Consider the following 22,847-nt stretch of genomic DNA (forward strand, 5'->3'; position numbering starts at 1 on the left):
TATCTCTGTTGTGCACCTTCCACCATGCTGCGCATGGTCCCCCTCTCCCGCCTCGGCAGGGTTATGGTATTTTTCACTGCTGCAAAATCGCATTTACTTCCTTTTGCAGGCGGTTGAGCGCGTTGTGGAACGGCGGCGGCTCATTGATCAGCGCGTGAATGGCGCGATCGGCATAGAGCATAACCTCCGAGAGGCGGTCGAAGCGGTACGGCGGGACAGCGTTCTGCATGGCAGTGCTCACATCCTCGACCGTCATGGCGCTCTCCCCCGAGTCCCAGAGGAAGATCTCCTCCGCCGCGCGCGATCGGAGAACATCACGGCGTGCAGGCAAGGCATGGGACTTTTCGAGCACCATGCCCTGTATTTCGGGATCGCCGCTGAGCATCTTCATAAACGACCACGCAAGCTCCTGTCGGCCGCTGCGCGCGCTCATCCCCACGAGCAGACTGTCCATCGTCGAGATGTTCCCACCCGAGGGACCTGCGGGCAGCGGAATGCAGTCCCACTCGAAGGAACTGTACTTCTTCACACGCCACGGATAGGGCTTGTAGGTACGATATTCGGCAAAGGTGAACGGACGGAACGCGACCCGCCCCATGTCGAAATCGCGTGCTGTGACCTTGTGTCCCTCGTTTGCCTCTTCGAGCTCCTTTAGAAAGCGCACGGTTTCCTCCATGCGCGGATCGGCAAAGTACGAGGATTTTCCGTCTTCTCGAAAGAGCCGGACGCCGTTGGACACCGCTGCCTGCTCCCATGTGTAGTCGTAGAAACCGAACTGATCGGGTATGCCATCTCCGTCCGTATCCTTCGTGAGACGCTGCGAGAGCGCGAGAAAGTCCGCCCACGTCCACGAGAGCGGCGGCATGTCTGCTCCCTCACGCGCGAGCAGCGTCTTGTTGACGAACATCAGCGTGATCATGTTCTCGCAGGGCAGCGCATAGAGGCGTCCGTCATGCTGCCCGTTCTGATAGGCGGCACGATCATAGATCTCCGTGGAGAACTCCGCGTCCTGCTCCACGAGCGGGGAAAGCTCTCGGAGTCCCCCTTTTTCCGCATAGAACTCGAAGTCCTCCGTCGGCAGGAGGAAGACATCGGGCTCCTCCCCACGCTGGAACTCTCCCGCAAGCCACTCCGCGTAATCCTCACGTTGAATGCCGCTTACATATTGGACGCGCACGCCCGGATGCGCCTCCTCGAATTTCTCGATCGTGCGGTCGATGATGGCGTAGGGCTCACCCTGCGGTACACCCCAGTTGCTGCCTGCAAAGATGCCGATCGTCAAGACGGGGCTGCTGCGCTGCACGAGCCACGCGACGAGATGCGGATATCCATGAGGATGATATCGACAGACGTTTCCGCAATCTTCGCGAGCGCCTCACGTCCGTTGCGCGCCATCGCCGTGACCTTCATGTCCTCGTTCATCTCGAGGACGATCTTGAGGCTCTCTCGGATGAGCTCCTGATCGTCGGCGATCATGACATTGATCATACGCTCTCACCTCCCCCGCTGAGCGGTATCGTGACATCGACTGTGAATCCGTCCCCGCTCCGATACTTCGCTGTTCCGTGCAGGAGGTAGAGCCGCTCCTGCATGTGGCGCAGCCCGAACCCCGGCGTCACCTCCGCGCAGCCGACGCCATCGTCCGCAATACAGATGCTGAGGATGCCGACATTCTCCCCGATCGTAATGCATACGTGCCTTGCCTGTCCGTGTCGGTGGGCATTCGTCAGGCTCTCCTGCAACACGCGGTAGATGACATCCTCCTGATCCTCGCGCAGGTCCGCCGGCCACTTCTGCACGTCGAGCGTGATCTCCATGCCCGACGCCTCCGCATAGTCGCTCGTCATCGCGGCGATCGCCTCCTGAAATGGCATCTTCTCCATCGCATCGGGCCGGAGCTTCTTCATCGAGCGGCGCACGTCCGTGATGCCCTTCTGTGCCGTGTCACGAATGCGCACGAGCTGCGTGCGCGTAAACTCCGGTGCACTCTCGAGCGTCACCATGCAGGCATCCAGCCCCGCAGTGATGCCTGTGAGCGCATGCCCGAGCGTATCGTGAATCTCGCGCGCAAGTCGGTTGCGCTCGCGTGTTTCTGCCATGCGTCCCGCGTGGATGGCATAGGCTCGAAGGCGCTGGTTTGCCTCTTCGAGTTTCTCGTTGAGCAGGCGAATGCGTTCCCGCTCTTCGTTCTTGTTCTTGATGAGCAGAACGAGATAGGAGACGAAGAGGATCGTGTTCAGCGAGGAGCACGCGCTCCGCAGCGCAAGCAGGATGCTCTGCGTCTCGCTGTTATAGTAGGAAAGATAGGCCTCGAAGGGAATGACCTTCGTCTGATAGAGTCCGAGGTTGACATTCGCGATGAGATAGAGCATGACCATCGCGCTGATCAGAAGATAGGCGCGGTGATGTCCCTCGTACCTCTGCATCATATCCGCGACCACGAGCAGCACGACACCATCATAGGAGAAATTCAAACTCCGCATAAGCACCATACATGCCGCGATCTCGATCGTCAGCAGGAGATAGAGGCGCACGCGCTGCTCTGTGGGACTCATGCGGTAGAGTCCGCCGAAAAGCGCGAGCAGGAGGAATGCAAGCGCCGTCTGAAAACAGATCTCCACCGGCGAGAGCGGCAGCGCATTCACCTGTTTCAGAAAGGCATACGCTCCCATCGACATGTGGATCTTGTGCTGCGTCAGGCAGAGAAATGCGGTCAAAACGGAAACAACGAGTGCGTTGTAGGCATAGAGCAGTCCGTGTACCTCTTCGCAACGAGCGCACCCATGACGAGAAGTCCGAACACGGACGAGCCCTCCGTGAGGTAGCGCATCTTGTTGCCGCCGATGTTGTCGACCAGCTCCGTGCCCTTCTCGTAGCCATAGTGTACGCCATACCAGTGCGTCAAGAGGCGCAGCGCGTTGAACGCGACGAAGAAGATGATCGGACCGATGATGCTGCCCGTGAGCGCTATCCCAGCGCCGAGTGCCGCAAGGACGGGGCGCAGCGTGCCCCAGAAGATCGGGTCGCCGACGCCCGCGAGAGGGCCGATGAGACCGACCTTGACGCCCGAGAGTGTCTGCGGGCTGATGTCCGCACCGTTCGCGCGCTTTTCCTCCATTGCGGCGATGATGCCCATGATCGACGCTGCCACGAACGGCTGCGTGTTGAAGAACTCGAGGTGACGCTTGAGCGCCGCCTTCAGCTCGTCGCCCTGATAGAGCTTCTTGAGCGCCGGCATCATTGCGACGCAGAAGCCCATTGCCTGCATACGCTCAAAGTTGAACGATCCGAGCAGGAAGTTGGAACGAACGAAGATCCAGAAGAGGTCTCTCTTGTTCAATGTCTTTTCCATCGTCCTGCCTCCTTACATCAGATCCGAATCATCAATATCATCGACGGGATTGCCCGTACCGGCACCCGCACCCGCTGCAGCGACCTGCGACTCACGCTCAATCCCCTTGATGTGGAAGTACGCGCAGAGAAGACCGACTGCGCCGAAGCCGATGAGGTTGAAATCCGTGAAGACGGCCATCAGGAAGCCGAGGAAGAAGTACGGCATGAGCGACTTTGCATTCATCATGTTGATGACCATCGCATAGCCGACGACGACGATGAAGCCGCCCGCGACCTGCAGACCGCGCGTCACGACCTCGGGGATCGAGCTGAGCATGGCGCTGACCGTGTCCGTGCCCGCGATGAGCGCGACGAGCGCAGCGGGGACAGCGACGCGGATTGCCTGCAGCATAAGACCTGCGACGTGGCACATCTCGATGCCGAACATATTGCCATCCTCGGCAAATTTGTCCGCGAGATGCTGGAAGAAGACGGTGATCGTACGAACGAAGATCGTGAGCACCTGACCTGCCGCCGCAAGCGGAACGGCAAGCGCGATGCCCGCCGCGATGTCCTGATGTCCGACGATGACGAGGATCGTCGCGACCACCGACGCGAGCGCCGCATCCGGCGCCATCGCAGCGCCGACGTTCATCCAGCCGAGCGCCATGAGTTCGAGCGTACCGCCGAGGATGATGCCTGTCGTGATGTCGCCGAGCACGAGACCGACAAGCGTACAGGCGATCAGCGGACGATGAAACTGCGCCTCATCGAGTACGCTCGCCATGCCCGTAATCGCCGCGACGACGATGAGCATTACAAACTGTACGGTATCCATAAATCCAACCTCCCATTTCCTAGGGAATCGCTGATAAAATGAAGTCCGTCGAATTGGTACAGATTTTTTGTCCTGTCAAGAAGACAAACCGGACGCATAGCAAAAGCTATGTGGAGGATTTGTCAACAAAGACAGGGCGAAAAAGATGTGCTAAGACGGCGCGGCTGAATTTATCAGTGCTTCCCTAAAGAGTACCCAATCCCCCCAATGGATTGGAGCCCTTCAAAGACCGTTATGCGAGCCCCTTTGCCTTGAGCGCCGCCATCACATCGCCCTTCGGCTCGTTCCAGAGCTTGCGGATCTCCACCTCGATCCCCATATCGAGGAGTTCCTTGATCGCCTTGACATCTTCGTCGTTCACCGCGACCGCCTGCGAGATCATCGTGTCGCCGTCCTTGAAGCACTTGCCGCCGAGGTTGACGGACTTGAACGGGATGCCGCCCTTTACCGCGCGTACAACATCGGTCGGATTCGTGAAGAGAAACAGTGTTTTGAACGAATCGTACTTCGGATCCTTGTACGCAACAACAGCCTTGTCCACGGGAATGACGTATGCCTTGATGCCCGGCGGTGCAACCTGGATGAGCAGCTTCTTGCGCATCTCGTCCTGTGCCACGTCGTCATTGACGCACATGATACGGTTGCAGCCTGTCATCTTCGTCCAGACCGTCGCAACCTGTCCGTGAATCAGGCGGTCGTCAATACGGCAAAATGCGATCTCCATGATAAAATCCCCCTTCATCCTAAAAAACGAATCATTACTCTGGTTATATTGTATCAAAAAGAGAAATATTGTCATCTGAGGTCTGTCACATCTTTTCAGATTTTTTTCATGACAAATGTCATGAAGTCATTTTTTTCTGTTCTTTCTTAAAAGTAAAAGGGGCTGTTGCACGAAGTTTTAGCTTCGTGCAACAGCCCCACTACTCCCGAAATCATCGTCAATATACGAAAGGAATCATGATGAAACCAACAAAATACATCTCCCGCACAGCGGAATCTACGATGGTGCGAAATAAACCTTGACATGCGTCCCCTGCTCAACGATGTCATTGACACCGAGGCTCTGCGAGACAGCGGCGCCCGTCCCCTCACTCTCGAAGAAAAGTCCGCGCTGCTCGGCAAGGCGTGCCGCCTCGCGCATGGAGAGTCCCGTGAAGTCCGGTACGAGAGCCTTGCCCTCGGGTGGTGTCGCGATCGCCTCCATGCGCTTTTCCTCCGCCCGCTTTTCTTCTGCAGGGCTGCTTTCTGACGGCTCATCCTCCTTCGTAAACGGATTGCTCGACGGCTCCACATGTGCATAGCGCAGGAGCTGAGCAAAGATGCGCGAGGCGACAGGTGCAGCGATCTGTCCGCCATAGAAGTTCCCGCCGCGCGGATCGTCAATCATGACGAGCACGGTGAAGATCGGATCCTCGACGGGCGCAAAACCGCAGAACGAGGCGATGTAACGTCCCTCCATATAGCCCGACGTGTCAAGGCGAATTTTCTGCGCCGTTCCGGTCTTGCCTGCAATGCGGTAGCCGCGCACAGCAGCCTTGGAGCCGCCGCCCGTCGCGACGACCTGCTCGAGGAGTCCGATCAGGGTGCGATTCACCGTCTTCTGCAGAGTCTCGCGAACCTCCTGCGGTTTGCGTTCCTCATAGACCGAGCCGTCCGGATTTTTGATCTCGCGCACGATATGGGGGCGCATCAACATGCCGCCGTTTGCAATCGCGGACATCGCCGTCACAAGCTGCAAGGGGGTTACTGCGATGCTCTGCCCGATTGCGGTGGTCGCAATATCCGAGTCGCGCATATCCTCGGCCTTGAAGAGAATGCCCTCCTCCTCACCGGGCAGGTCGATGCCCGTCTGCGCACCGAAGCCGAAGAGGCGCGTATAGTGCATCATTTTTTCCGCACCGAGGGAAAGTCCAACCTGTGCAAAGCCCGTGTTGAGGGATTTCTTCACAATATCGGTAAAGGTGACGGCACCGTAGCTCTCGTTGCTCCAGTTCTGGATGCGCCGCCCCGAGACCATGACATACCCGGGGTCGAAGAAGACCTGATTCGGCGTGACGATTCCCTCCTGGAGTGCCGCGCCCGCAACGACTGCCTTGAACGTAGAGCCCGGCTCGTAGATAAAGGAAACGGCACGGTTCTTCCAATTCTCCCGCGAATACTCCCAGAAGCGGTTTGGATTGTAGGAGGGGCGCGATGCCATGGCGAGGATCTCGCCCGTCTTCGGATCCATGACAATCGCCGTGATCGAGGCGGGATTGTTCTCCGCCATCGCGCGGTCGATCTCCTGCTCCACCATGAACTGAATCGTGCTGTCGATCGTCAGCACCGCCGTCTTGCAGTAGTCGCCGCGATACGTGCGCCGCCCGAAAAAGATGGAGTCTAGGATCGGGCGCCGCTGCCCGTCGACCGTCAGCCGCTCCTCACGCACCTCGCCCTTGAGCAGGGGATCGAGCGCCTGCTCCACCCCGTCGAGCCCCTCGTCGTCCGTGCCGACGAAACCGAGCACATTCGCCGCAAGGGCATCGTTCGGATAGTAGCGCTTTGCCTCGTTCTGAAACCCGAGGCAGTCGCTGTACCCCTTCTCGCGGATGACAGCGCGCACCGCCTCATATTCACTGTGCTCGAGGCGCCGCTTGACCCAAACGAAGCCGCCGCCGACGGCGATGTCATCGAGGATGTCCTGCTCCGTAAGACCGATGAGCGGTGCAATATCTGCGGCAATCGCAGCGGGATCATGTGACTCGTAGACGTGGTTCGGGTCGATAAAGAGGGACTTCGTCATGCTGCTGACGGCGAGCTCCTTGCCGTTGCGGTCGAAGATCGCACCGCGCAGGGACTGGATGCGGAACTCGTAGCCACTCTGGTCGCGCATCCGCTGTGCGAGCGCATCGCCCTGAATAACCTGCAGATAGCCGTAGCGGAAGGTCAGTACAACGAGAAGACCGAACATCAAAAGCGCGACGCGCGCAATGCGCCCCTGCACCATCGCCCGAACATTTTTCATTGATCCATGCCCCCCTTGCTCTGAACACTCTCGTGTCATCATACCATAAACGCGCATGAAAAAAAAGCCGCCGCAATGCTCTGCATTGCAGCGACTTTTTTCATGCAATCGAGAAAATCAATGATGATCTTCCTTCTCTGCCTGTTCGATCTCCTCACGTGTCACAACGCCCTGCGCGATAAGTTCGTTCACCCATGCGCCGTGGTGATGTGCAGCGTAGGACGCCTTGATCGTGCCGTCCTTCATGCCGTGCAGAGAGTCGGGATTGACACCCGCTGCGAGGTAGATGTGCCCGAGTGCAGCGGCAAAGCAGACCGCCGCCCCGATGCTGTGCACGGGGATGGCAAGCGATGTGATCGTTGCCGGCAGGATGCTGTCACCCATCCAGAGGATGAGACCTGAGACGACGATGACGACCGACAGTGCAAGCTGCAGGGCGATGTTCATCTTCTCGCCGCCGTTGTAGAAACCCTGCGGCGGCATCTCGGGATCCTTGCCCATCAGCTCGAGGGGGAATTTCTGCATGAACTCCATGTCTCTCTTGCCGAAGCTGAAGATCTCCTTAATCATGACGATGTAGCCCTTGCGCGCGATGATGAAGCCGATGATCGGGGTCACGATGAACATGACGCCAAAGATGCGGTGCGCATACATAAGTGTCTTGTCACCGAAGATATCATACAGGAATCGGAAGGTATCCGCATAGAGCGGCAGAGCCGTAAGAAAGAGCATGAAGAACGCGAATGCGTTGAGCCAGTGGCACATAGCAAATGCCTTCTCATGGCGCGGCACATATTTCTTGTTGATCAGCATTGTGCTCACCCCTTCCCCTGTTCTTTTTCCTGATCCTTGGCATTCGATCTCATCATCTTGCTGAGCACCATAGCGCCGACGATGCCGGCGGCAGCGCCGCCGATGGCGAGTTTCGTAAAGGTACGGCCTGCCTTCCAGAGGTCAATCGAGAGCGGCGTAACGGGGTTCGCCGGCAGACCGAACACCTCGGGCTTATCGGGCAGGACGTAGATCATATGCGTACCGCCGACCCCCTCGGGGCAGTAGATGTTCGCGTTCGGGTGGTTCGGTTGGATCATCGCGAGACGCTCCGCCGCGAGCTGCTTCATCTCCTCGATCGTGCCGAACTCAAGCGCGTGTGCCGTGCAGGTCTTGGAACACGAGGGCTGCATAATTTCGCCAGTCGTCTCGTAGCCATGCGCGATGCGGTCGTAGCAGAGATCGCATTTGTACGACTTATGGAGCACCTCGTCGATCTTTGGAATATGCCACGGGCAGTTGTGCTCGCAGTAGTGACAGCCGACGCATTTATCCTGATTGATGACGACGGTGCCGTTCGGATTGCGATCAATAGCGTTCTCGGGACAGCCCTTCGCGCAGGCGGGATCGCCGCAGTGGAAGCAGTTCTTCTTGAAGAAGTCCCAGTGGAACTTCCCCTTGTCATCGACGCGCTCCTTCATTTCGATGAGCGTATAGACGCGTGAGCTGAGATCCCTGTGCGACTGGTACTGCCCTTCGAACGGCGTATCCATATCGGGCGGCAGATCGTGCCACTGTTTGCACGCCACCATACAGCCGCGGCATGCAGTGCAACGCGACATATCATGCAGCATTGCGATTTCCTGTGTCATGACGCTTACTCCTCTCCTTATCCTAATAGCCGTTTATTCCAGTATCGGGTTGCCCTTTTTATGAAGCCCCTTCTCCTCGGCGAGGAGATCGAGATGAACGCTCGCCCAGTCCTGCCGATAGATCGCGTCGGCATCGCTGCCATTCGCTGGTCCGCGGTATGTCTTGATATAGCTGTCACACACGTCACAGATATCCAGACGCATAAGATCGCTGTCCGTCGGTTCAAGTGTGTGCATCTTCTCCAGATTCGTGTTGCCGCAGTAGACACAGCCGACACGGGCATAGAGCCAGCGCGTGCCGCAACCGCCGCAGATGAGGTCGCGTGTGCGCCCCTCGCGGTACTTGCGCAGTTCCGCAAGTACCGGCCGCCGCCCGCAGACGGGGCAGTAGTTCTCGCGGAAACGCGGTCGGTCACGGTCTGGATTCCACCCGTCCGGCTCCTTGAGCTCTGCGGGTACGAGCGCTGCAACCATGCGCCAGATTGTGCTGCGGATAAAGCCCTCGTTGAGCGCGTGCTGTTCACACAGCGCTGCAAACGCCGCCTTGTCCTGCCTGAGCACAGCGATGATAAACTCTTCCTTTGCCGCCTTGCGCAGCTTCTTCAGCACGGCGAGATACTCGCGTGCCGATTCCTGCATGAGCGGCGGAACCTCCGCCTCGGCAATGCGTGTGAACACATCTTCCTGCATGAGAGAAACGGCGCGCACCATGCGACTCTTGTAGGTTTCCTGCTGCAGAATGGGCAGTTTTTCCGTCAGCGTCTTCGTGACGGCGCGCTCCGGCAACTGGATCGGCTCCGGCGTGCCGACCGCCTCATCGACGAGACGATATATGCGCTCCGCCTCTGCGAGAAACGGATACTTCTTGAGGAAGCTCTTCATCGGATCTGTTTTCTTAGGTTTCATAAAAGGGGTCTCCCCGTCTTTTCAGACGTTACTCTTTTGCTGTGCTTCGCTGCGGCTCGTCCTCGGCGGACATGCCGCAGAGGACGTTACAGCTTTTCGACGTTCGCGAGGCAGGCCTTGAACTCCTGCTCCTGCACGTTCGGGTCGAGTGCGTCGATGGTGAGGTAGTTGCCCGAGGGTCCCTTCGAGAGGCCCTTGAAGCCCCAGTTGTATGGAATCCAGAGCATATACGTCAGAACACCATTGATCTCGAGCGGCTGTGCGCGCTTCGTGACCATCGCCTTTACATCGAGGCTCGCACGTGCCGTACTGACGCGAACGAGCTCGCCGTTGCGGATGCCGAGTTTCACAGCAAGCTGCTCCGGCATTTCGATGAACGGCTCCTTGACCAGCTCGTTGAGATACGGGATGTTGCGCGTGATCGTCCCCGAGCACCAGTGCTCTGTCAGACTTGAGGAGCAGAGGACGTACGGATACTCGTCGGGCGTGCCGATCTTCTGGTACTCCGGCATGCGCGGATAGATGACGCAGGGGTTGAACTCGGTCTTCTGTCCCTCGTTCATCATATTCTTCGTCGGGCTTTCGACCGGCTCATAGAATTCGGGCAGGGGACCGTCCACCGGCGTATAAGAGTGGTCGCGCGTCATGCCGTTCTCCACATCGCTGTACTCAGCGGCAAAGAGACGTGCAATGCCCTCGGCGTTCATGCGGAACGGCTTCTGTCCGCCGGGCGTATTCGGCCCCTGCGTGCGGTCGGCAACGTCGGGAACGTCATAGCCGTCCCACATCCCCTTTGCCTCATCCCACCAGACGAGCTTCTGTCCGGGACGTACCGGCTTGCCGTTCTCGTCGCAGGAGGCACGGTTGTAGAGCATGTGGATGTTGTCCGGCCAGACCCATGCGTAGTTCGGGTAGATGCCCATGCCGCCGCGATCCTCCTGACCGCGCCGCTTTGTCATATTGACACCGTCACCGAACACACCCGTGAAGATCCACATCCCCGCCATCGTCGTGCCGTCATCCTTGATTTCACGGATACCGCGTAGAAGGTGACCGTCCGTCAGATCGTAGCCGTTGCACTCCTTCATGAGGTTCTCGACGTATGCCTCTCCGTTTGCCTCAGGGTCGCCGTAGTTCCATGTGAGCAGCTTGATCGGGTTGTCCTTCGGTGCGGTCGAGTCCTTGTAGAGTTCCACGATGCGCTTCCAGAGCTTGTCGCAGATCCAGTAGTCGGGACGCGAGTCATTGACGGGATCCGGTCCCTTCATGCGCCACTGGAGCATGCGCATGGAGTTCGTCAACGAGCCGCAGCGCTCGAGGTAGGAGGCTGCCGGCAGGAAGATGACCTCGGTCTTGATATCCGCCGGATTGTCACCGGGGCGCTCCCAGAACGCCGCCGTCTCGTTGACAAAGACATCCTGCACGATGAGCGAATCGAGCCCTTTGAGCCCCGCATTGATCAGGTTGAGGTTCGCATTCGTCATCTGCGGGTTCTGTCCGCAGACGTAGATGCACTTCATGATGCCCTCGACCGCTTTTTCAAACATGATATACATGGAGTCGTTGTGCGTGCCGTTGCGGATCGGCAGCAGGTTGAACAGGTAATCGTTTGACGCATTCGCCGCATCGCCGAACCATGCCTTGAGGAGGTTCTTGACGAACTTCGCACGGAACGTGCCGCTGCTCTGCGTCCACTTTGCGAGCGTATTGGTCTTGTGCGTCGGATAGGAAAGATACGAGGGCAGGTACTGGAACATGATGCCGTAGTCCGTCGAGGACTGGACGTTCGGCTGCCCGCGCATCGCGTCAATGCCGCCGCCCGAGACACCGATGTTGCCCATCAGCAGCTGGATGATCGTAAAGCAGCGGATGTTCTCCACACCGATCGTGTGCTGCGTCATACCGAGTGCGTACATCATGACGGTCGGCGAATGCGAGGAGAAGATCTCCGCCGCCTTCTTGATGTCCGCCACGGGCATCCCCGTGATCGCCGACGCCTTCTCGAATGTGTAGCGCGAGAAATGGCGCGCGAGGTGATCCATGACCGTCCCCTCTGCCGCCATCGACGATGCCTTCATCGGCTTGCCGTTTGCATCGAGCTTGTAGCCCCACGATTCCCTGTTGTACGTGCGCGTCTTTTCATCGTAGCCGGAGAAGATGCCCGCATCGAAATCAAAGTCGTCGCGCAGGAGGCAGAAGGCGTTCGTGTTGCGGCGCAGATAGTCGGCATCGTATTTCTTGTTCTGAATAATATAATTGATAAGTGCTCCGAGGAATGCGATATCTGTGCCGGGACGAAGCTGGAAGAAATGATCCGCGACGCGCGACGTGCGGGTAAAGCGGACATCGACATGGACGATGATGGCTCCGTTGTCCTTTGCCTCCATAACGTTCTTCATCGCCATCGGATGGCACTCCGCCATGTTCGAGCCTTCGATCCAGATCAGCTTCGCGTGCTTGAGGTTGTACCACGAGCCGGTCATTGCACCGCGCCCGAATGCGCCGCTGAGCGCCGGTGGGGTCGTCGCATGGCAGACGCGCGTCTGGTTGTCGATGAATACGACACCGAGCGCGCGCGCCATCTTGATCAGCTGGTAGCACTCCTCGTTGTTGACCTGCGAGCCACCGATAAAGCCGATGGCATCCGTGCGGTTGCTCATGAACTTCTGACCATTGACCTCATCTTCGCCGATCCAGTTCTCGTCACGCGCCTTCTTCATAGCGCGCGCCGCGCGGTCGATCGCCTCCTCCCAGCTGATCTCCTCCCAGTGGTCACTGCCGGGCGCACGGTACATCGGGCTCTTCGGTCGCTCCGTCGAGTTCGGAATGTACCCGTAGCCAACCCCCTTCGGGCAGAGACCGCCGCGATTGACGGGGGCATCCGCCGCACCTTCGAGGTTGATCAGCTTGCCGTCCTTGACGTAGCCGATCGTGCCACAGCCGCAGCCGCAGAAGTGGCAGACGGAGGTAAATTCGCGACCGCCCGTCAGCTTGTACTCTTTCGCCGCCGCACGGGCTTTGCCGACGTCCAGACCGAGACTCGCGAGTGCCAGCCCGATGCCGCTCAGCCCGGTGGCTTTCAAAAAGTCACGTCTGCTAAGGTTCATCGTGATTCTCCTTTCGTATCGGCGGGCAAGCCGCCGACAGGCTCTCCTAAACCTTATAAATTAAACCATCTATGAAAAACGGGGAGTCCCCCTGTTTTCCGCTTAAAGAACAATGCGCTCCGGATTCGCATATACACAGAACGAGCCGGGAGCCATGCGCGCGCACAGCGTAATGCCCAGTTTACGCGCGACATCGAGCGAGAGCGTGGTCGGTACGGACTTCGCCGCAACCGCCCCGATGCCCATGCGCCCGAGCTTTAACATCATCTCCGAGGAACAGCGCCCGCTGAAGACGATGATTTTATCGGTAATCTCCACGTGATTTTTGAGCGCCCAGCCATAGAGCTTGTCAAAGACGTTGTGCCGGCCGACATCCTCACGGAAGACAAGGATTTTCTTGTTCTCCTGATCGTAAATGACGCCGCTGTGGACGCCGTTCGTCGTGTCGTGCGTCTTGGAGAGATGCGAGAGCAGCTCGTCCGCCGTTGCGAGAATGTCGCTCGCGTGGAAACGCACGTAACGCGGGCGCTCGAAGATCTCCTCGGGGCGCAGCTTCAAAATCTTGCGCGCCGAGAAATAACGCGGATTCTTGACTGCCTCCTGCGCCCAACGCTGTGCATCCTCCGTTGTTTGGACGGAGGCGCTGAGGTGCTCTGCATCCACCGTCAGCCTGGTGATGTCATCGTAACTGCGGATGCGCCCCATCTGGGCGAGCATGCCGATGACAAGATCCTCGAAGTCAACGGGCGAGCAGAACGCCGTGGTGAAGTTCTCCCCGTTGAGGTCGATGTCGAAGTAGACCTCCTCGGAGGTGTATTTATGATCGGAGACAAACGCATTCTCCTCCGATACATAGCGGGTTACGGGAACGTCGATAAAGTCACTGCGCTGAATTTCCATTTCCCAGTCTTTCCATTTCAATCGTTACATCGTCAAAAACATCTCACTGTCTGCGCCGTAGAGCGGCCGCCCCATCAGGAAAAGGGCAAGGCGCACGGCGGTATCCATATCGTCGAGGTCAAACGTCAGGACATCCGTATCAATGCTACGTTCCTTGGCAAAACAAGCAGCAACGCGTTCGTCGATCTCCGGTATTCCCAATCCACGATCGAGCATAAACGTAGGAAGCACGCCGCGTGAACGGCTCTCCGTGATATATAAATCCACACTATTAGGAATTATGTTCGCGATAAGATTCTGAAAATCCTGCCGCGTTTTCGTTTTTTGCTGAATAAAATATCCGTCAGGAGAACTTACGGCAACTGCCTCCGCGCCTGCGGCTGTAAAGCGCGCCGTATCCTTTCCCTTCGTGTCGAGGTTGAAGCCGTGGCTGTCGCTCTTGATAACGGCACATCGCACACCGCGCGCCGCGAGAAGCGGGATGAGTTTCTCAATAAATGTCGTCTTGCCCGTGCCGGAGGCAGGTGCGGCAACGGAGAGAATGGGCTTTGTGCGATGCTCATTTGCAAGGCGTCCGAGCGCAAGACGATAGGAGGCAGGTGTGTTCACGTTGAAGAAGATCCCCGCATCCACCGTCAGCGGCAGCTCCTTCACCGTGAGCTCACGCAGGATAATGCCGAGCTTGCGGTCGCCGCGCGCGATCGCGGCGGCAAACGCCGTGCCTGCATCCCGTCGGTAGAGTGCGGCAAGCGGCTGCCAGTAGCCCGAAATTGTCGGCAGGACAACCTGTGTGTCGCCTGTGGCTTCGGGGAGGAGCGCCCGCACGAGTTCGAAGTCGTAGAAGGGCATATCCCCCGAGAGTACGAGCGCCCACTCCGTCTTCGCCGCCGCAAGCCCTGCGGCAATCGCCGCAGCAGGTCCCTGCGCGGGGATTTCGTCCGTGACAAGATATGCACCGTATTCCTCTGCGAGTGCCGCGAGATCACTGCGCTCGCCCTCTGCCGCAAGCACGATGGAGTGAAACCCCGCCGCGCTTCCCTTGCGGAGCATATGTGCGAGCAGCGTCTCCCCATCCAGCGGCAGAAAGCGCTTGTCTGTGCCCATGCGCGTGCTCCTGCCGCCCGCAGCAACAATGAGCGTCAGCTCAGCGGGGTTCATCGCGCACACTCACCCGTATCGCCGCGCAGGATCTCAATGCCGTGCTGCAGCTGCGGCAGGATGAAGGAGAGACACTCGCGCACCGCCTTCTCGCTGCCCGGCAGGTTGACGATCAGCGAACGCTTTCGGATGCCCGCCGCGGCACGCGTGAGCATGGCGCGCGGCGTCACCTGCATGGAGAGCGCACGCATCGCCTCGGGGATCCCCGGCGTCTCGCGCTCGATCACCTCGCGCGTCGCCTCGGGCGTCACATCGCGCACGGAGAAACCCGTGCCGCCCGTCGTGAGGATCAGCCCCACGCCGCGCTGTGCCCAGAGCGTCATCTCGCGCACAAGCTGCTCCTTCTCGTCGGGTACAATATTGAAGCCCGCGACATGGTACCCCGCCTCCGTCAGGAGTTCACGGATCGCAGCGCCGCTCTTATCCTCGCGCTCGCCGCGTGCGCCCTTGTCACTCGCCGTGATGACGGCGGCATCGAGCGGGATCTTCTCTGTCGTAATCTCCATTTTGTCCCCGACCGTCACCCAGCCGCCGTGCAGAACGCGCGCAAAGACACCCTCGCGCGGCATGATGCAGTCGCCGACCTGATGATAGATCTGGCAATGACTGTGGCATTCCTTGCCAATCTGCGTGATCTCAAGGAAGACGTCGCCGACGCGCAGACGCGTGCCGATGGGCAGTTCCTTGAATCGGAATCCCTCGGCAACGACATTCTCCCCGAATGCGCCAAAGTCCACATCCGCGCCGCGTGCGCGGAAGTCGTCGATCTCGCCGAGCCCAAGGAGACTCACCTGACGGTGCCAGTCGCCTGCATGGGCGTCGCCATCGATGCCGAACTCCGTCATGAAGAAGACGCGATCCATCGCGTGCTTCTGCGTACCGCGCTTCTCGCTGATGCAGAGCGCACGGATCTCTCCCATATTAACCTCCCACCTGATACATCGCGCGCCGGTCGCGCGTCTCACTGTCCATCTCGAAATAATGCTCTTCGGGCTTCTTCCAGACGGCGTGCGCGATTGCCTCACGCAGCTGTGCGTCCGTCGCCCCGCCGCGCAGGAGTGCGCGCGTGTCAAGTCCCGCGTTGCTGTAGAGGCAAAGCTTTAGGAAGCCCTCTGCCGTCAGGCGCACACGGTTGCACGTATCGCAGAACTTATGCTCCATCGCGTCGATAAATCCAAGCGCACCGCGAAAGCCCGCAGGCTTCACATAGGCAGCGGGACCCATCGGAACGGCACCGCAATGCGCCGCCTCACCGACGGGCAGGAGTGCACCGAACGCATCTTTCAGCCGTGCACGCACCTCACCCATCGGCACACCGCGATACCCCTCCGTGCGGGCACAGCCGATCGGCATGAGCTCGATAAAGCGCATCTTGATCGGATAATCCCGTGCGATCGCTGCGAGCGCCATGATCTCATCATCGTTCACGCCCGCGATCGGCACACAGTTCATCTTGACATCGAGTTGTTTTTCCACCGTCAGTCGTTCGAGCGTATCCATAACCGCACCGAACATCGGGCGGCGTGTGATGGAGAAGAACTTACCGCCGTCGAGCGTATCAAGACTGAGATTCACCGCGTCGAGTCCCGCATCGAGGAGCTCATCGAGCATAGCGCCGAGCAGGACGCCATTCGTCGTCATCGCCACCGTCTCGATACCGGGGATCGCCTTCAGCCCGCGCACGAGATGCACAATGTCGCGCCGCACAAGCGGCTCTCCGCCCGTCAGGCGCACCTTGCGAATGCCCATCGCGGCGAGGGCGCGCACATCGCGCAGAATCTCCTCATAGGAAAGGATATCCGCATGGCTCATCTTCTTCACACCATGCGCGGGCATGCAGTAGCGGCAGCGGAGATTGCAGCAGTCCGTCACCGAAATGCGCAGATATTCAATTTTCCTCTGAAACTGATCCTGCATAATAGCCTTCTATCTATATCCTGCTTATTGACGATTCTTTTTTACCCCTTCCACCACGCTTCGCGTGGTCCCCCTCCCCCGCACGCGGGGGAGGCTAAGGGGTTCTATATCAGCTTCCCCCGTTTACGGGGGAAGTGGCGAGCAAAGCGAGCCGATAGGGGGATGGTGAAACGCACGGCAGAGCATCACCACCGCATCGTCACATCAGAGGATCACTACTTCCACCTCTGTCCCTGCCGCCAGCGGCTTCGTCCCCGCCGGCACATCCACGAACGCATCGCAGCCCGCCGCCGAAAAGAGCGAGCCGGACTCGTGCTGATCGGGCAGTGAGACACGCCCATCCGCCTCCATGCGTGCACGCAGGAAGCGCCGCCCGAGGCATTCCTTTGGGAACGCATCCGCGAGTACGGCGCGCCGCCGCGCCGGCAGCACATCCGTCTGCCCCGCAATCCGCAAAAGCGCAGGCTTTGCCATCAGCTCGAACGTCGCAAAGGCGGCAAACGGGTTGCCCGAGAGCGCAATGCCAAGCAGTCTGCCGCGCGTATAGGCAATCGCGGGCGCGCCCGGCTTCATGCAGACACGCCAGAAGAGCCGCTCCGCACCGAGTGCGGGCACAACCCCGTGCATGATGTCCTTCTTGCCGACGGATACACCGCCCGACGTAAGAAACACGTCCACCTTGTCCGCATAGGAGGCAATGACCTCCGCCGCGCGCTCCACATCGTCGGGTACAGAGCCGACCACCGTCACCTCTGCGCCGAGTTCCTTCAATCTGCCCGCAAGCAGATAGAGATTGCTGTTGTAGATCTTGCCGGGGCGGAGAGGCTCGCCCGGCTGCAGCAGTTCATCGCCCGTGCTCGCCACCGCGACGCGCACGCGCCGATGGACGCGCACGGTCGCATGGCCCTCGCTCGCGAGCACGGCGATCTGCGCCGCACGGATGATCTGTCCCTGTCGAAGGATGACGGTCCCCTTTTTGATATCCTCGCCCGCATAGCAGTAGTTCTCATACGGCTTGGAAGTGAACGGAACGCGGATCGCATCGCCGTCCTCACGCACATCCTCCTGCCGTACAACGCAGTCGCAGCCCTGCGGAATCGCACCGCCTGTCATGATACGGACGCATTCGCCCGCACCGACCGTGCCGGCGAAGAAATCGCCCGCACACTCCTCCGCGACAACACGCAGCGTAACGGGACTCTCCGCCTTCGCCATGCACGTGCTTGCTGCTGCAAAGGTATAGCCGTCGAGCGGCGAGCGATCAAACGGCGGGTTGTCAAAACCCGCTTTGATGTCCTCCGCCGCAACGCGTCCCACGGCATCGAGCAGGGGAACATCCTCCGTCTCCGTGACGGGCGAAGCATGCGCGAGCAGTATCTCTACCGCCTGTTCGAGTTCGATGTCCTGCATGGTTCCCCTCCTGACGTTCCTATAGCTATCTTTATACAAAATCTTTGGCATAGATGTCTGTGCGAAACATCACTGTACTGTTATTTTCTTCACATCGTACAGTGCTTCCCTTACTTTCCAAATGGACAAACGGGATAGTGACAGACCTTGCACTCCATGCAGAGCCCGCCGATGCCGAGCCGCGTGATCTCGCGCCGCGTCCACTCGCTGCCCGCCACTACGCGCGGCAGGATGATGTCGAAGATCGTCGCGGGCGAGTACATGACGCAGCCCGGCAGCCCCATGATCGGCACCTTCCGCCCGTCCTTCTCGTAGTATGCGAGCAGGAACATCGCCCCCGGCAGCACCGGCGCGCCATACGTCACAATGCGCGCCCCCGTTGCGCGGATTGCGGCGGGCGTGCGGTCGTCGGGGTCGACACTCATGCCGCCCGTGCAGAGTACCATGTCCATCCCGCAGTCGAGCAGTTCCTCGATTGCTGCGCGCGTATGCTCCGTCCCATCGTCCGAAAGGCGGTGCTCATCCACCCTCAGCCCGAACGCGCGCAGCTTCGTGTCGAGCACGGGCGTAAACGTATCCTTGATGCGCCCGTGAAAGACCTCCGAGCCCGTCGTCACAACGCCGACCTTCATCTTGCGATACGGCAGGATGCGCAGCAGCGGCTCCGTGCCCGCCGTTTCCTGCACCTTTTTCATGACATCCTTGCCGATGACGAGCGGGATGACGCGCATGCCCGCGAGCTTCGTCCCCGCCTTCACAGGGAAGTGCTGTGCGATCGTCGCGATCATCACATCCGTGATGTCGTTCACGGCATCGAGCGCATCCTCATTCACCTCGAACACGCCCGCTACCGTCGATGTCAGCTCGATCTTTCCTTCCTTCGGCTCGCTCGCCGTCATGTATTCACTTTGACAGAGATCGCGCAGAACCTGTGCCGCGTCATTCTCGTGCAACATATTCTCGTCATCTTCCCAGACGTAGATGTGCTCCTTGCCGATGCGCAACAGTACCTCGATATCCTCCGCACGGATCACATCCCCCTTGCGGAATCGTGCCCCCTTGCGCTGCCCGCGTACGATCTCCGTGATATCGTGGCAGAGAATCATCCCCACTGCGTCCTGAACGCGAACCTCCCGCATAGTCCCTCCCGTTCCATCGATATGTATTTTTGAAAACACATCGTATATAATACACATTCACGATCAAACAAGAATAGTTTTGCAACGAATTAATCTTTATCTAAAAACCATTCTCATTTATACATTCTTCTTATTGATTATATCACATAAAATAAATTTTCTCTATGATTTTTCGTAAATGAGAATGTTTTTGTGTCCTTTGTCCCCCTCTTTTTTTATAGCACGAGGATAGACAAGAGATTGATTTTCTATGCGCGTTACGTTATGATTAAAACATTCGGATCGAAAGGAGGGAACAATATGCCGAATGCAGGACTGACGCATTTCGATGAGGGCGGTGCCGCCATCATGGTGGATGTCAGCGGCAAGGAGAAAACGCACCGCGAGGCGATTGCGAGCGGGCGCATCTACGTGAGCGAGCCTGTCTACAACGCCATCGAGGGCGGCACGGCGGCGAAGGGCGACGTGCTCGGTGTCGCGCGCATCGCCGGGATCATGGCGGCAAAGCGCACATCGGATATGATTCCGCTCTGTCACCCGCTGCCGCTCGCCAAATGCACGCTCGACTTTGCGCTTGAACAAACTCCGCGCCATGCCGTATGCGCGACGGCGACCGTAAAGGTCACGGGCGAGACGGGCGTCGAGATGGAGGCGCTGCACGCCGTAAGCACGGCACTCCTCACCATCTACGACATGTGCAAGGCGATCGACAAGCGCATGGAGATCGGCGATGTACGCCTTGAGCGCAAGTCCGGCGGCAAAAGCGGTACATTTGTCCGCTGAATGGGGGGATTCCCTCGCAGCACTCCGAGCAAGGATAATCTAAGGAGCGATCTATGATGCCTTGCCTGACGGATTCCGTCACGGGGCATGGTTGGAAACGACCATACCCACCTATTTGTAAAGGAGCATACACATGAAACTCAAGAAAATGTTAATGGCGCTGTTTACGGGAGCGGCACTCCTCACCACAGGCTGCGTCGGCGGCGGCAACAGTGCAAACAAGATGGACACGCCGAAGGAAGGACCGGTCGAGCTGCAGGTATCGGCAGCGGCAAGCCTGACTGACGCGATGAAGGAACTCGGCGGCATGTACGAGAAGGAACACGGCAACACGAAGCTCGTCTTCAACTTCGGCAGCAGCGGCGCACTCCAGCAGGCGATTGAGAACGGCGGTGCCGCCGATGTCTTCGTCTCTGCCGCACAGAAGCAGATGAACGCGCTCGATGAGAAGAAGCTGCTTGCGGACGGCACGCGCGTCGACCTCCTCGTCAACCAAATTGTCCTGATCACGGCGAAGGACAGCAAGCTGAACCTCCCCGATTTCAAGGCGGTGCTCGATCCAGAGATCAAGCACATCGCCCTCGGTGAGCCGAAGGGCGTGCCCGTCGGACAGTACAGCGAGGAAGTCTTTACGAAGCTCGGCATCCTCGACCAGGTGAAGGAGCGCGCCGTCTACGGCTCCGATGTCCGTCAGGTGCTCGCATGGGTCGAGACGGGCGATGCAGACGCAGGCGTCGTCTATGCAACGGATGCAGCGATCTCCGACAAGGTGAAGGTCGCTGCCGTCGCCCCCGCCGATACGCACAAGCCCATCGTCTACCCCGCCGCCGTGCTCAAGGACGCGAAGAACATGAACGAAGCAAAGGACTTCCTCGCATTCCTACAGACCGATGCCGCGAAGAAAGTCTTTGAGAAGTACGGCTTTACTGTGAAGTAATGACGGACGAAACTCTCTCCCCGCTCATCATCTCACTTGAGGTCGCGGGACTCGCTACGGTGATCACATTCTTTGTCGGCATCGCACTCGCGTACGGTGTGCTGCAGATTCGCAGCCGCCTCGCGGGCACGATCGCCGACGCGGTGATTACCCTGCCGCTCGTCCTGCCGCCGACCGTCGTCGGATTCTTCCTGCTGCTCTTTCTCGGAAAGCGCAGTGCCATCGGGAGTTTCCTCCTCTCGATCGACCTGCCGCTCGTCTTTACATGGCGCGCGGCGGTCATCGCGGCGGTCATCGTGAGCCTCCCGCTCATGTACCGCACGGCACGCGGCGCATTCGAGGCGATTGACCAGAGCATGATCCACGCGGCACAGACGCTCAGCGTCGGCAACTGGCGCATCTTCTGGCGCATTATCCTGCCGAACGCGCGCCACGGCATCCTCGCGGGGCTTGTCCTCTCGTTTGCCCGTGCGCTCGGCGAGTTCGGTGCGACCATCATGTTCGCGGGCAACATCCCTGGGCACACACAGACCATGTCCACCGCCATCTATGCGGCGGTGCAGGCGAACGACTACGATCTCGCCTTTCGTTGGGCCATCATCATCTCCCTCTTCTCGCTCGTCTTTATCGGAGCGATGAATCTGTACCTCAAACGGGAGGTGCGCTGATGGAACTCATCGTCAATATCGAAAAGCGTCTGCGGGATTTCACGCTTGCGGCAAACTTTACGCTCACCGACACAACGCTTGCGCTCCTCGGCGCATCGGGCAGCGGCAAGAGCATGACGCTCAAGTGCATTGCGGGGCTGGAACATCCCGATCGCGGCCAGATCATACTGAACGGGCGCACACTCTACGACAGCACGAAGCGCATCGACCTCCCGCCGCAGGCGCGGAACGTCGGCTACCTCTTTCAGAACTACGCCCTCTTTCCAAACATGACCGTGCGCGAGAACATCATCTTTGCGCTGGACGGTACGCGTGAGGAAAAGGAGCGTATCTTCAAAGAGAACGTCGCACGTTTCTCTCTGGAAGGGCTCGAAAATGCCTATCCCGCAAATCTCTCGGGCGGACAGCAGCAACGCGTCGCCTTTGCGCGCATCCTCGCACGCGGTGCAGATGTGCTGCTCCTCGACGAACCGTTCTCCGCGCTCGACACACATCTGAAGTGGCAGATCGAGCTTGCCTTGCGTGAGATCCTTGCGGCGCAGAACATCTCGGCGATCCTTGTCACGCACGACCGCGACGAGGCATTCCGCATCGCGCAGGAAATTGCGACCGTCGATCACGGGCGGATGACCCCGCCGATGGACAAGCACGAGCTGTTCCGCAATCCGGGCACATGCGCCGCGACCACGCTCACAGGCTGCAAGAACATCTCTGCCGCCCGCCGCGTGGACGAGCATTACGTGGAGGCGACTGACTGGGGCGTGACGCTCCGCGTTGCCGACAGTGCGGCGGATGTGCGGCACATCGCCATCCGCGCGCACTACCTTGTGCTTGCGTCAAAGAGGGAAGCGGATGCGCTGCCTGCACACATCGCGGAGGTCATCGAGAGCACCTTTACCTACATCGTCATGCTGCGCTTTGCAGACGGAGCAACACCCATCCGCTGGGAAATCTCCAAGGCAATCTGGGAGGCGCACAGAGCCTCCATCAACGACACATTGCATTTCAAATTCCCCATTGAGGAGCTTATGCTTCTGAGGGACTGAGATGCAAAAAGGGGCTGTTGCACGAGCGCCCCTATCGGCTCGCTGCGCTCGCCAC

Annotated in this window: 21 protein-coding genes, 1 pseudogene and 1 riboswitch; of the genes and pseudogenes, 5 read left to right on the forward strand and 17 right to left on the reverse strand. The window is 59.0% G+C overall.

Features of this window, described 5'->3' with window-relative positions:
- Positions 1 to 73 precede the first annotated feature (73 nt).
- The 5 genes and pseudogenes from HMPREF9081_RS12095 to HMPREF9081_RS12110 form a co-directional block, all read right to left on the reverse strand.
- On the reverse strand, positions 74 to 1,282 hold the full coding sequence (locus HMPREF9081_RS12095) for an ABC transporter substrate-binding protein (protein WP_006307694.1): 1,209 nt from the start codon (positions 1,280 to 1,282) through the stop codon (positions 74 to 76).
- On the reverse strand, positions 1,279 to 1,488 hold the full coding sequence (locus HMPREF9081_RS12840; RefSeq protein ID WP_006307695.1) for a response regulator transcription factor: 210 nt from the start codon (positions 1,486 to 1,488) through the stop codon (positions 1,279 to 1,281). Before HMPREF9081_RS12840 ends, HMPREF9081_RS12095 begins: the two co-directional genes overlap by 4 nt.
- The gene (locus tag HMPREF9081_RS12100; protein ID WP_006307696.1) at positions 1,485 to 2,717 is read right to left on the reverse strand and encodes a sensor histidine kinase; all 1,233 of its coding nucleotides are present in this window, start codon (positions 2,715 to 2,717) and stop codon (positions 1,485 to 1,487) included. The genes HMPREF9081_RS12840 and HMPREF9081_RS12100 overlap by 4 nt, the downstream gene beginning before the upstream one ends.
- A gap of 5 nt (positions 2,718 to 2,722) precedes the next feature.
- A pseudogene (locus tag HMPREF9081_RS12105) lies at positions 2,723 to 3,352 on the reverse strand (PTS system mannose/fructose/sorbose family transporter subunit IID); the annotation flags it as partial.
- A gap of 12 nt (positions 3,353 to 3,364) precedes the next feature.
- A complete protein-coding gene (locus tag HMPREF9081_RS12110; RefSeq protein ID WP_006307698.1) occupies positions 3,365 to 4,171 on the reverse strand; it encodes a PTS mannose/fructose/sorbose transporter subunit IIC in 807 nt (268 codons plus the stop codon).
- A 38-nt stretch (positions 4,172 to 4,209) separates the two neighbouring features.
- Here HMPREF9081_RS12110 and HMPREF9081_RS14650 point away from each other — a divergent pair, with 38 nt between their 5' ends.
- Positions 4,210 to 4,359 (forward strand): secretion protein HlyD, encoded by a 150-nt coding sequence (locus HMPREF9081_RS14650; RefSeq protein WP_245529902.1) that lies wholly within the window; start codon positions 4,210 to 4,212, stop codon positions 4,357 to 4,359.
- Between the two features lie 44 nt (positions 4,360 to 4,403).
- Here HMPREF9081_RS14650 and HMPREF9081_RS12115 read toward each other — a convergent pair whose 3' ends face one another.
- The 12 genes from HMPREF9081_RS12115 to HMPREF9081_RS12170 all read right to left on the reverse strand — a co-directional run bounded on the left by HMPREF9081_RS12115 (position 4,404) and on the right by HMPREF9081_RS12170 (position 19,358).
- Positions 4,404 to 4,895 (reverse strand): PTS sugar transporter subunit IIB, encoded by a 492-nt coding sequence (locus HMPREF9081_RS12115; protein ID WP_040395230.1) that lies wholly within the window; start codon positions 4,893 to 4,895, stop codon positions 4,404 to 4,406.
- 276 nt (positions 4,896 to 5,171) lie between these two features.
- On the reverse strand, positions 5,172 to 7,178 hold the full coding sequence (locus HMPREF9081_RS12120; RefSeq protein WP_006307701.1) for a penicillin-binding protein: 2,007 nt from the start codon (positions 7,176 to 7,178) through the stop codon (positions 5,172 to 5,174).
- A gap of 117 nt (positions 7,179 to 7,295) precedes the next feature.
- Complete coding sequence (locus HMPREF9081_RS12125; protein ID WP_006307702.1) at positions 7,296 to 7,991, reverse strand: formate dehydrogenase subunit gamma; 696 nt, start codon at positions 7,989 to 7,991, stop codon at positions 7,296 to 7,298.
- A gap of 5 nt (positions 7,992 to 7,996) precedes the next feature.
- A complete protein-coding gene (locus tag HMPREF9081_RS12130; RefSeq protein WP_006307703.1) occupies positions 7,997 to 8,821 on the reverse strand; it encodes a 4Fe-4S dicluster domain-containing protein in 825 nt (274 codons plus the stop codon).
- A gap of 33 nt (positions 8,822 to 8,854) precedes the next feature.
- The gene (locus HMPREF9081_RS12135) at positions 8,855 to 9,727 is read right to left on the reverse strand and encodes a formate dehydrogenase accessory protein FdhE (RefSeq protein WP_006307704.1); all 873 of its coding nucleotides are present in this window, start codon (positions 9,725 to 9,727) and stop codon (positions 8,855 to 8,857) included.
- 86 nt (positions 9,728 to 9,813) lie between these two features.
- Positions 9,814 to 12,834 (reverse strand): formate dehydrogenase-N subunit alpha, encoded by a 3,021-nt coding sequence (fdnG, locus tag HMPREF9081_RS12140; RefSeq protein ID WP_006307705.1) that lies wholly within the window; start codon positions 12,832 to 12,834, stop codon positions 9,814 to 9,816.
- A gap of 102 nt (positions 12,835 to 12,936) precedes the next feature.
- Complete coding sequence (fdhD, locus tag HMPREF9081_RS12145; RefSeq protein ID WP_006307706.1) at positions 12,937 to 13,734, reverse strand: formate dehydrogenase accessory sulfurtransferase FdhD; 798 nt, start codon at positions 13,732 to 13,734, stop codon at positions 12,937 to 12,939.
- 24 nt (positions 13,735 to 13,758) lie between these two features.
- Entirely contained in the window at positions 13,759 to 14,892 is a 1,134-nt protein-coding gene (mobB, locus tag HMPREF9081_RS12150; RefSeq protein ID WP_006307707.1) for a molybdopterin-guanine dinucleotide biosynthesis protein B, read from the reverse strand.
- Entirely contained in the window at positions 14,889 to 15,812 is a 924-nt protein-coding gene (locus HMPREF9081_RS12155) for an MOSC domain-containing protein (RefSeq protein WP_006307708.1), read from the reverse strand. The genes mobB and HMPREF9081_RS12155 overlap by 4 nt, the downstream gene beginning before the upstream one ends.
- Before the next feature lies 1 nt (position 15,813).
- Entirely contained in the window at positions 15,814 to 16,809 is a 996-nt protein-coding gene (moaA, locus tag HMPREF9081_RS12160) for a GTP 3',8-cyclase MoaA (RefSeq protein WP_006307709.1), read from the reverse strand.
- A gap of 204 nt (positions 16,810 to 17,013) precedes the next feature.
- The gene (locus HMPREF9081_RS12165; protein ID WP_040395232.1) at positions 17,014 to 18,219 is read right to left on the reverse strand and encodes a molybdopterin molybdotransferase MoeA; all 1,206 of its coding nucleotides are present in this window, start codon (positions 18,217 to 18,219) and stop codon (positions 17,014 to 17,016) included.
- A gap of 110 nt (positions 18,220 to 18,329) precedes the next feature.
- Positions 18,330 to 19,358: a molybdopterin-binding protein gene (locus HMPREF9081_RS12170; RefSeq protein ID WP_040395234.1), complete on the reverse strand. Its 1,029-nt coding sequence runs from the start codon at positions 19,356 to 19,358 to the stop codon at positions 18,330 to 18,332.
- Positions 19,359 to 19,658: 300 nt separating this feature from the next.
- On the opposite strand from HMPREF9081_RS12170, the gene moaC reads away from it, so the two are divergent.
- From moaC to HMPREF9081_RS12190, 4 genes are all read left to right on the forward strand, one after another.
- Positions 19,659 to 20,141 (forward strand): cyclic pyranopterin monophosphate synthase MoaC, encoded by a 483-nt coding sequence (gene moaC, locus HMPREF9081_RS12175; protein WP_040395237.1) that lies wholly within the window; start codon positions 19,659 to 19,661, stop codon positions 20,139 to 20,141.
- Between the two features lie 10 nt (positions 20,142 to 20,151).
- Positions 20,152 to 20,283, forward strand: a riboswitch (molybdenum cofactor riboswitch).
- A complete protein-coding gene (gene modA / locus HMPREF9081_RS12180) occupies positions 20,275 to 21,078 on the forward strand; it encodes a molybdate ABC transporter substrate-binding protein (RefSeq protein WP_006307713.1) in 804 nt (267 codons plus the stop codon). (Overlaps the previous riboswitch by 9 nt.)
- Positions 21,078 to 21,746, forward strand: a complete 669-nt coding sequence (gene modB, locus HMPREF9081_RS12185) for a molybdate ABC transporter permease subunit (protein WP_006307714.1) — start codon at positions 21,078 to 21,080, stop codon at positions 21,744 to 21,746. The genes modA and modB overlap by 1 nt, the downstream gene beginning before the upstream one ends.
- Positions 21,746 to 22,792: a sulfate/molybdate ABC transporter ATP-binding protein gene (locus tag HMPREF9081_RS12190; protein WP_006307715.1), complete on the forward strand. Its 1,047-nt coding sequence runs from the start codon at positions 21,746 to 21,748 to the stop codon at positions 22,790 to 22,792. Before modB ends, HMPREF9081_RS12190 begins: the two co-directional genes overlap by 1 nt.
- Positions 22,793 to 22,847: the final 55 nt, after the last annotated feature.

The sequence above is a fragment of the Centipeda periodontii DSM 2778 genome, assembly GCF_000213975.1.
GTDB classification, from domain to species: domain Bacteria; phylum Bacillota; class Negativicutes; order Selenomonadales; family Selenomonadaceae; genus Centipeda; species Centipeda periodontii.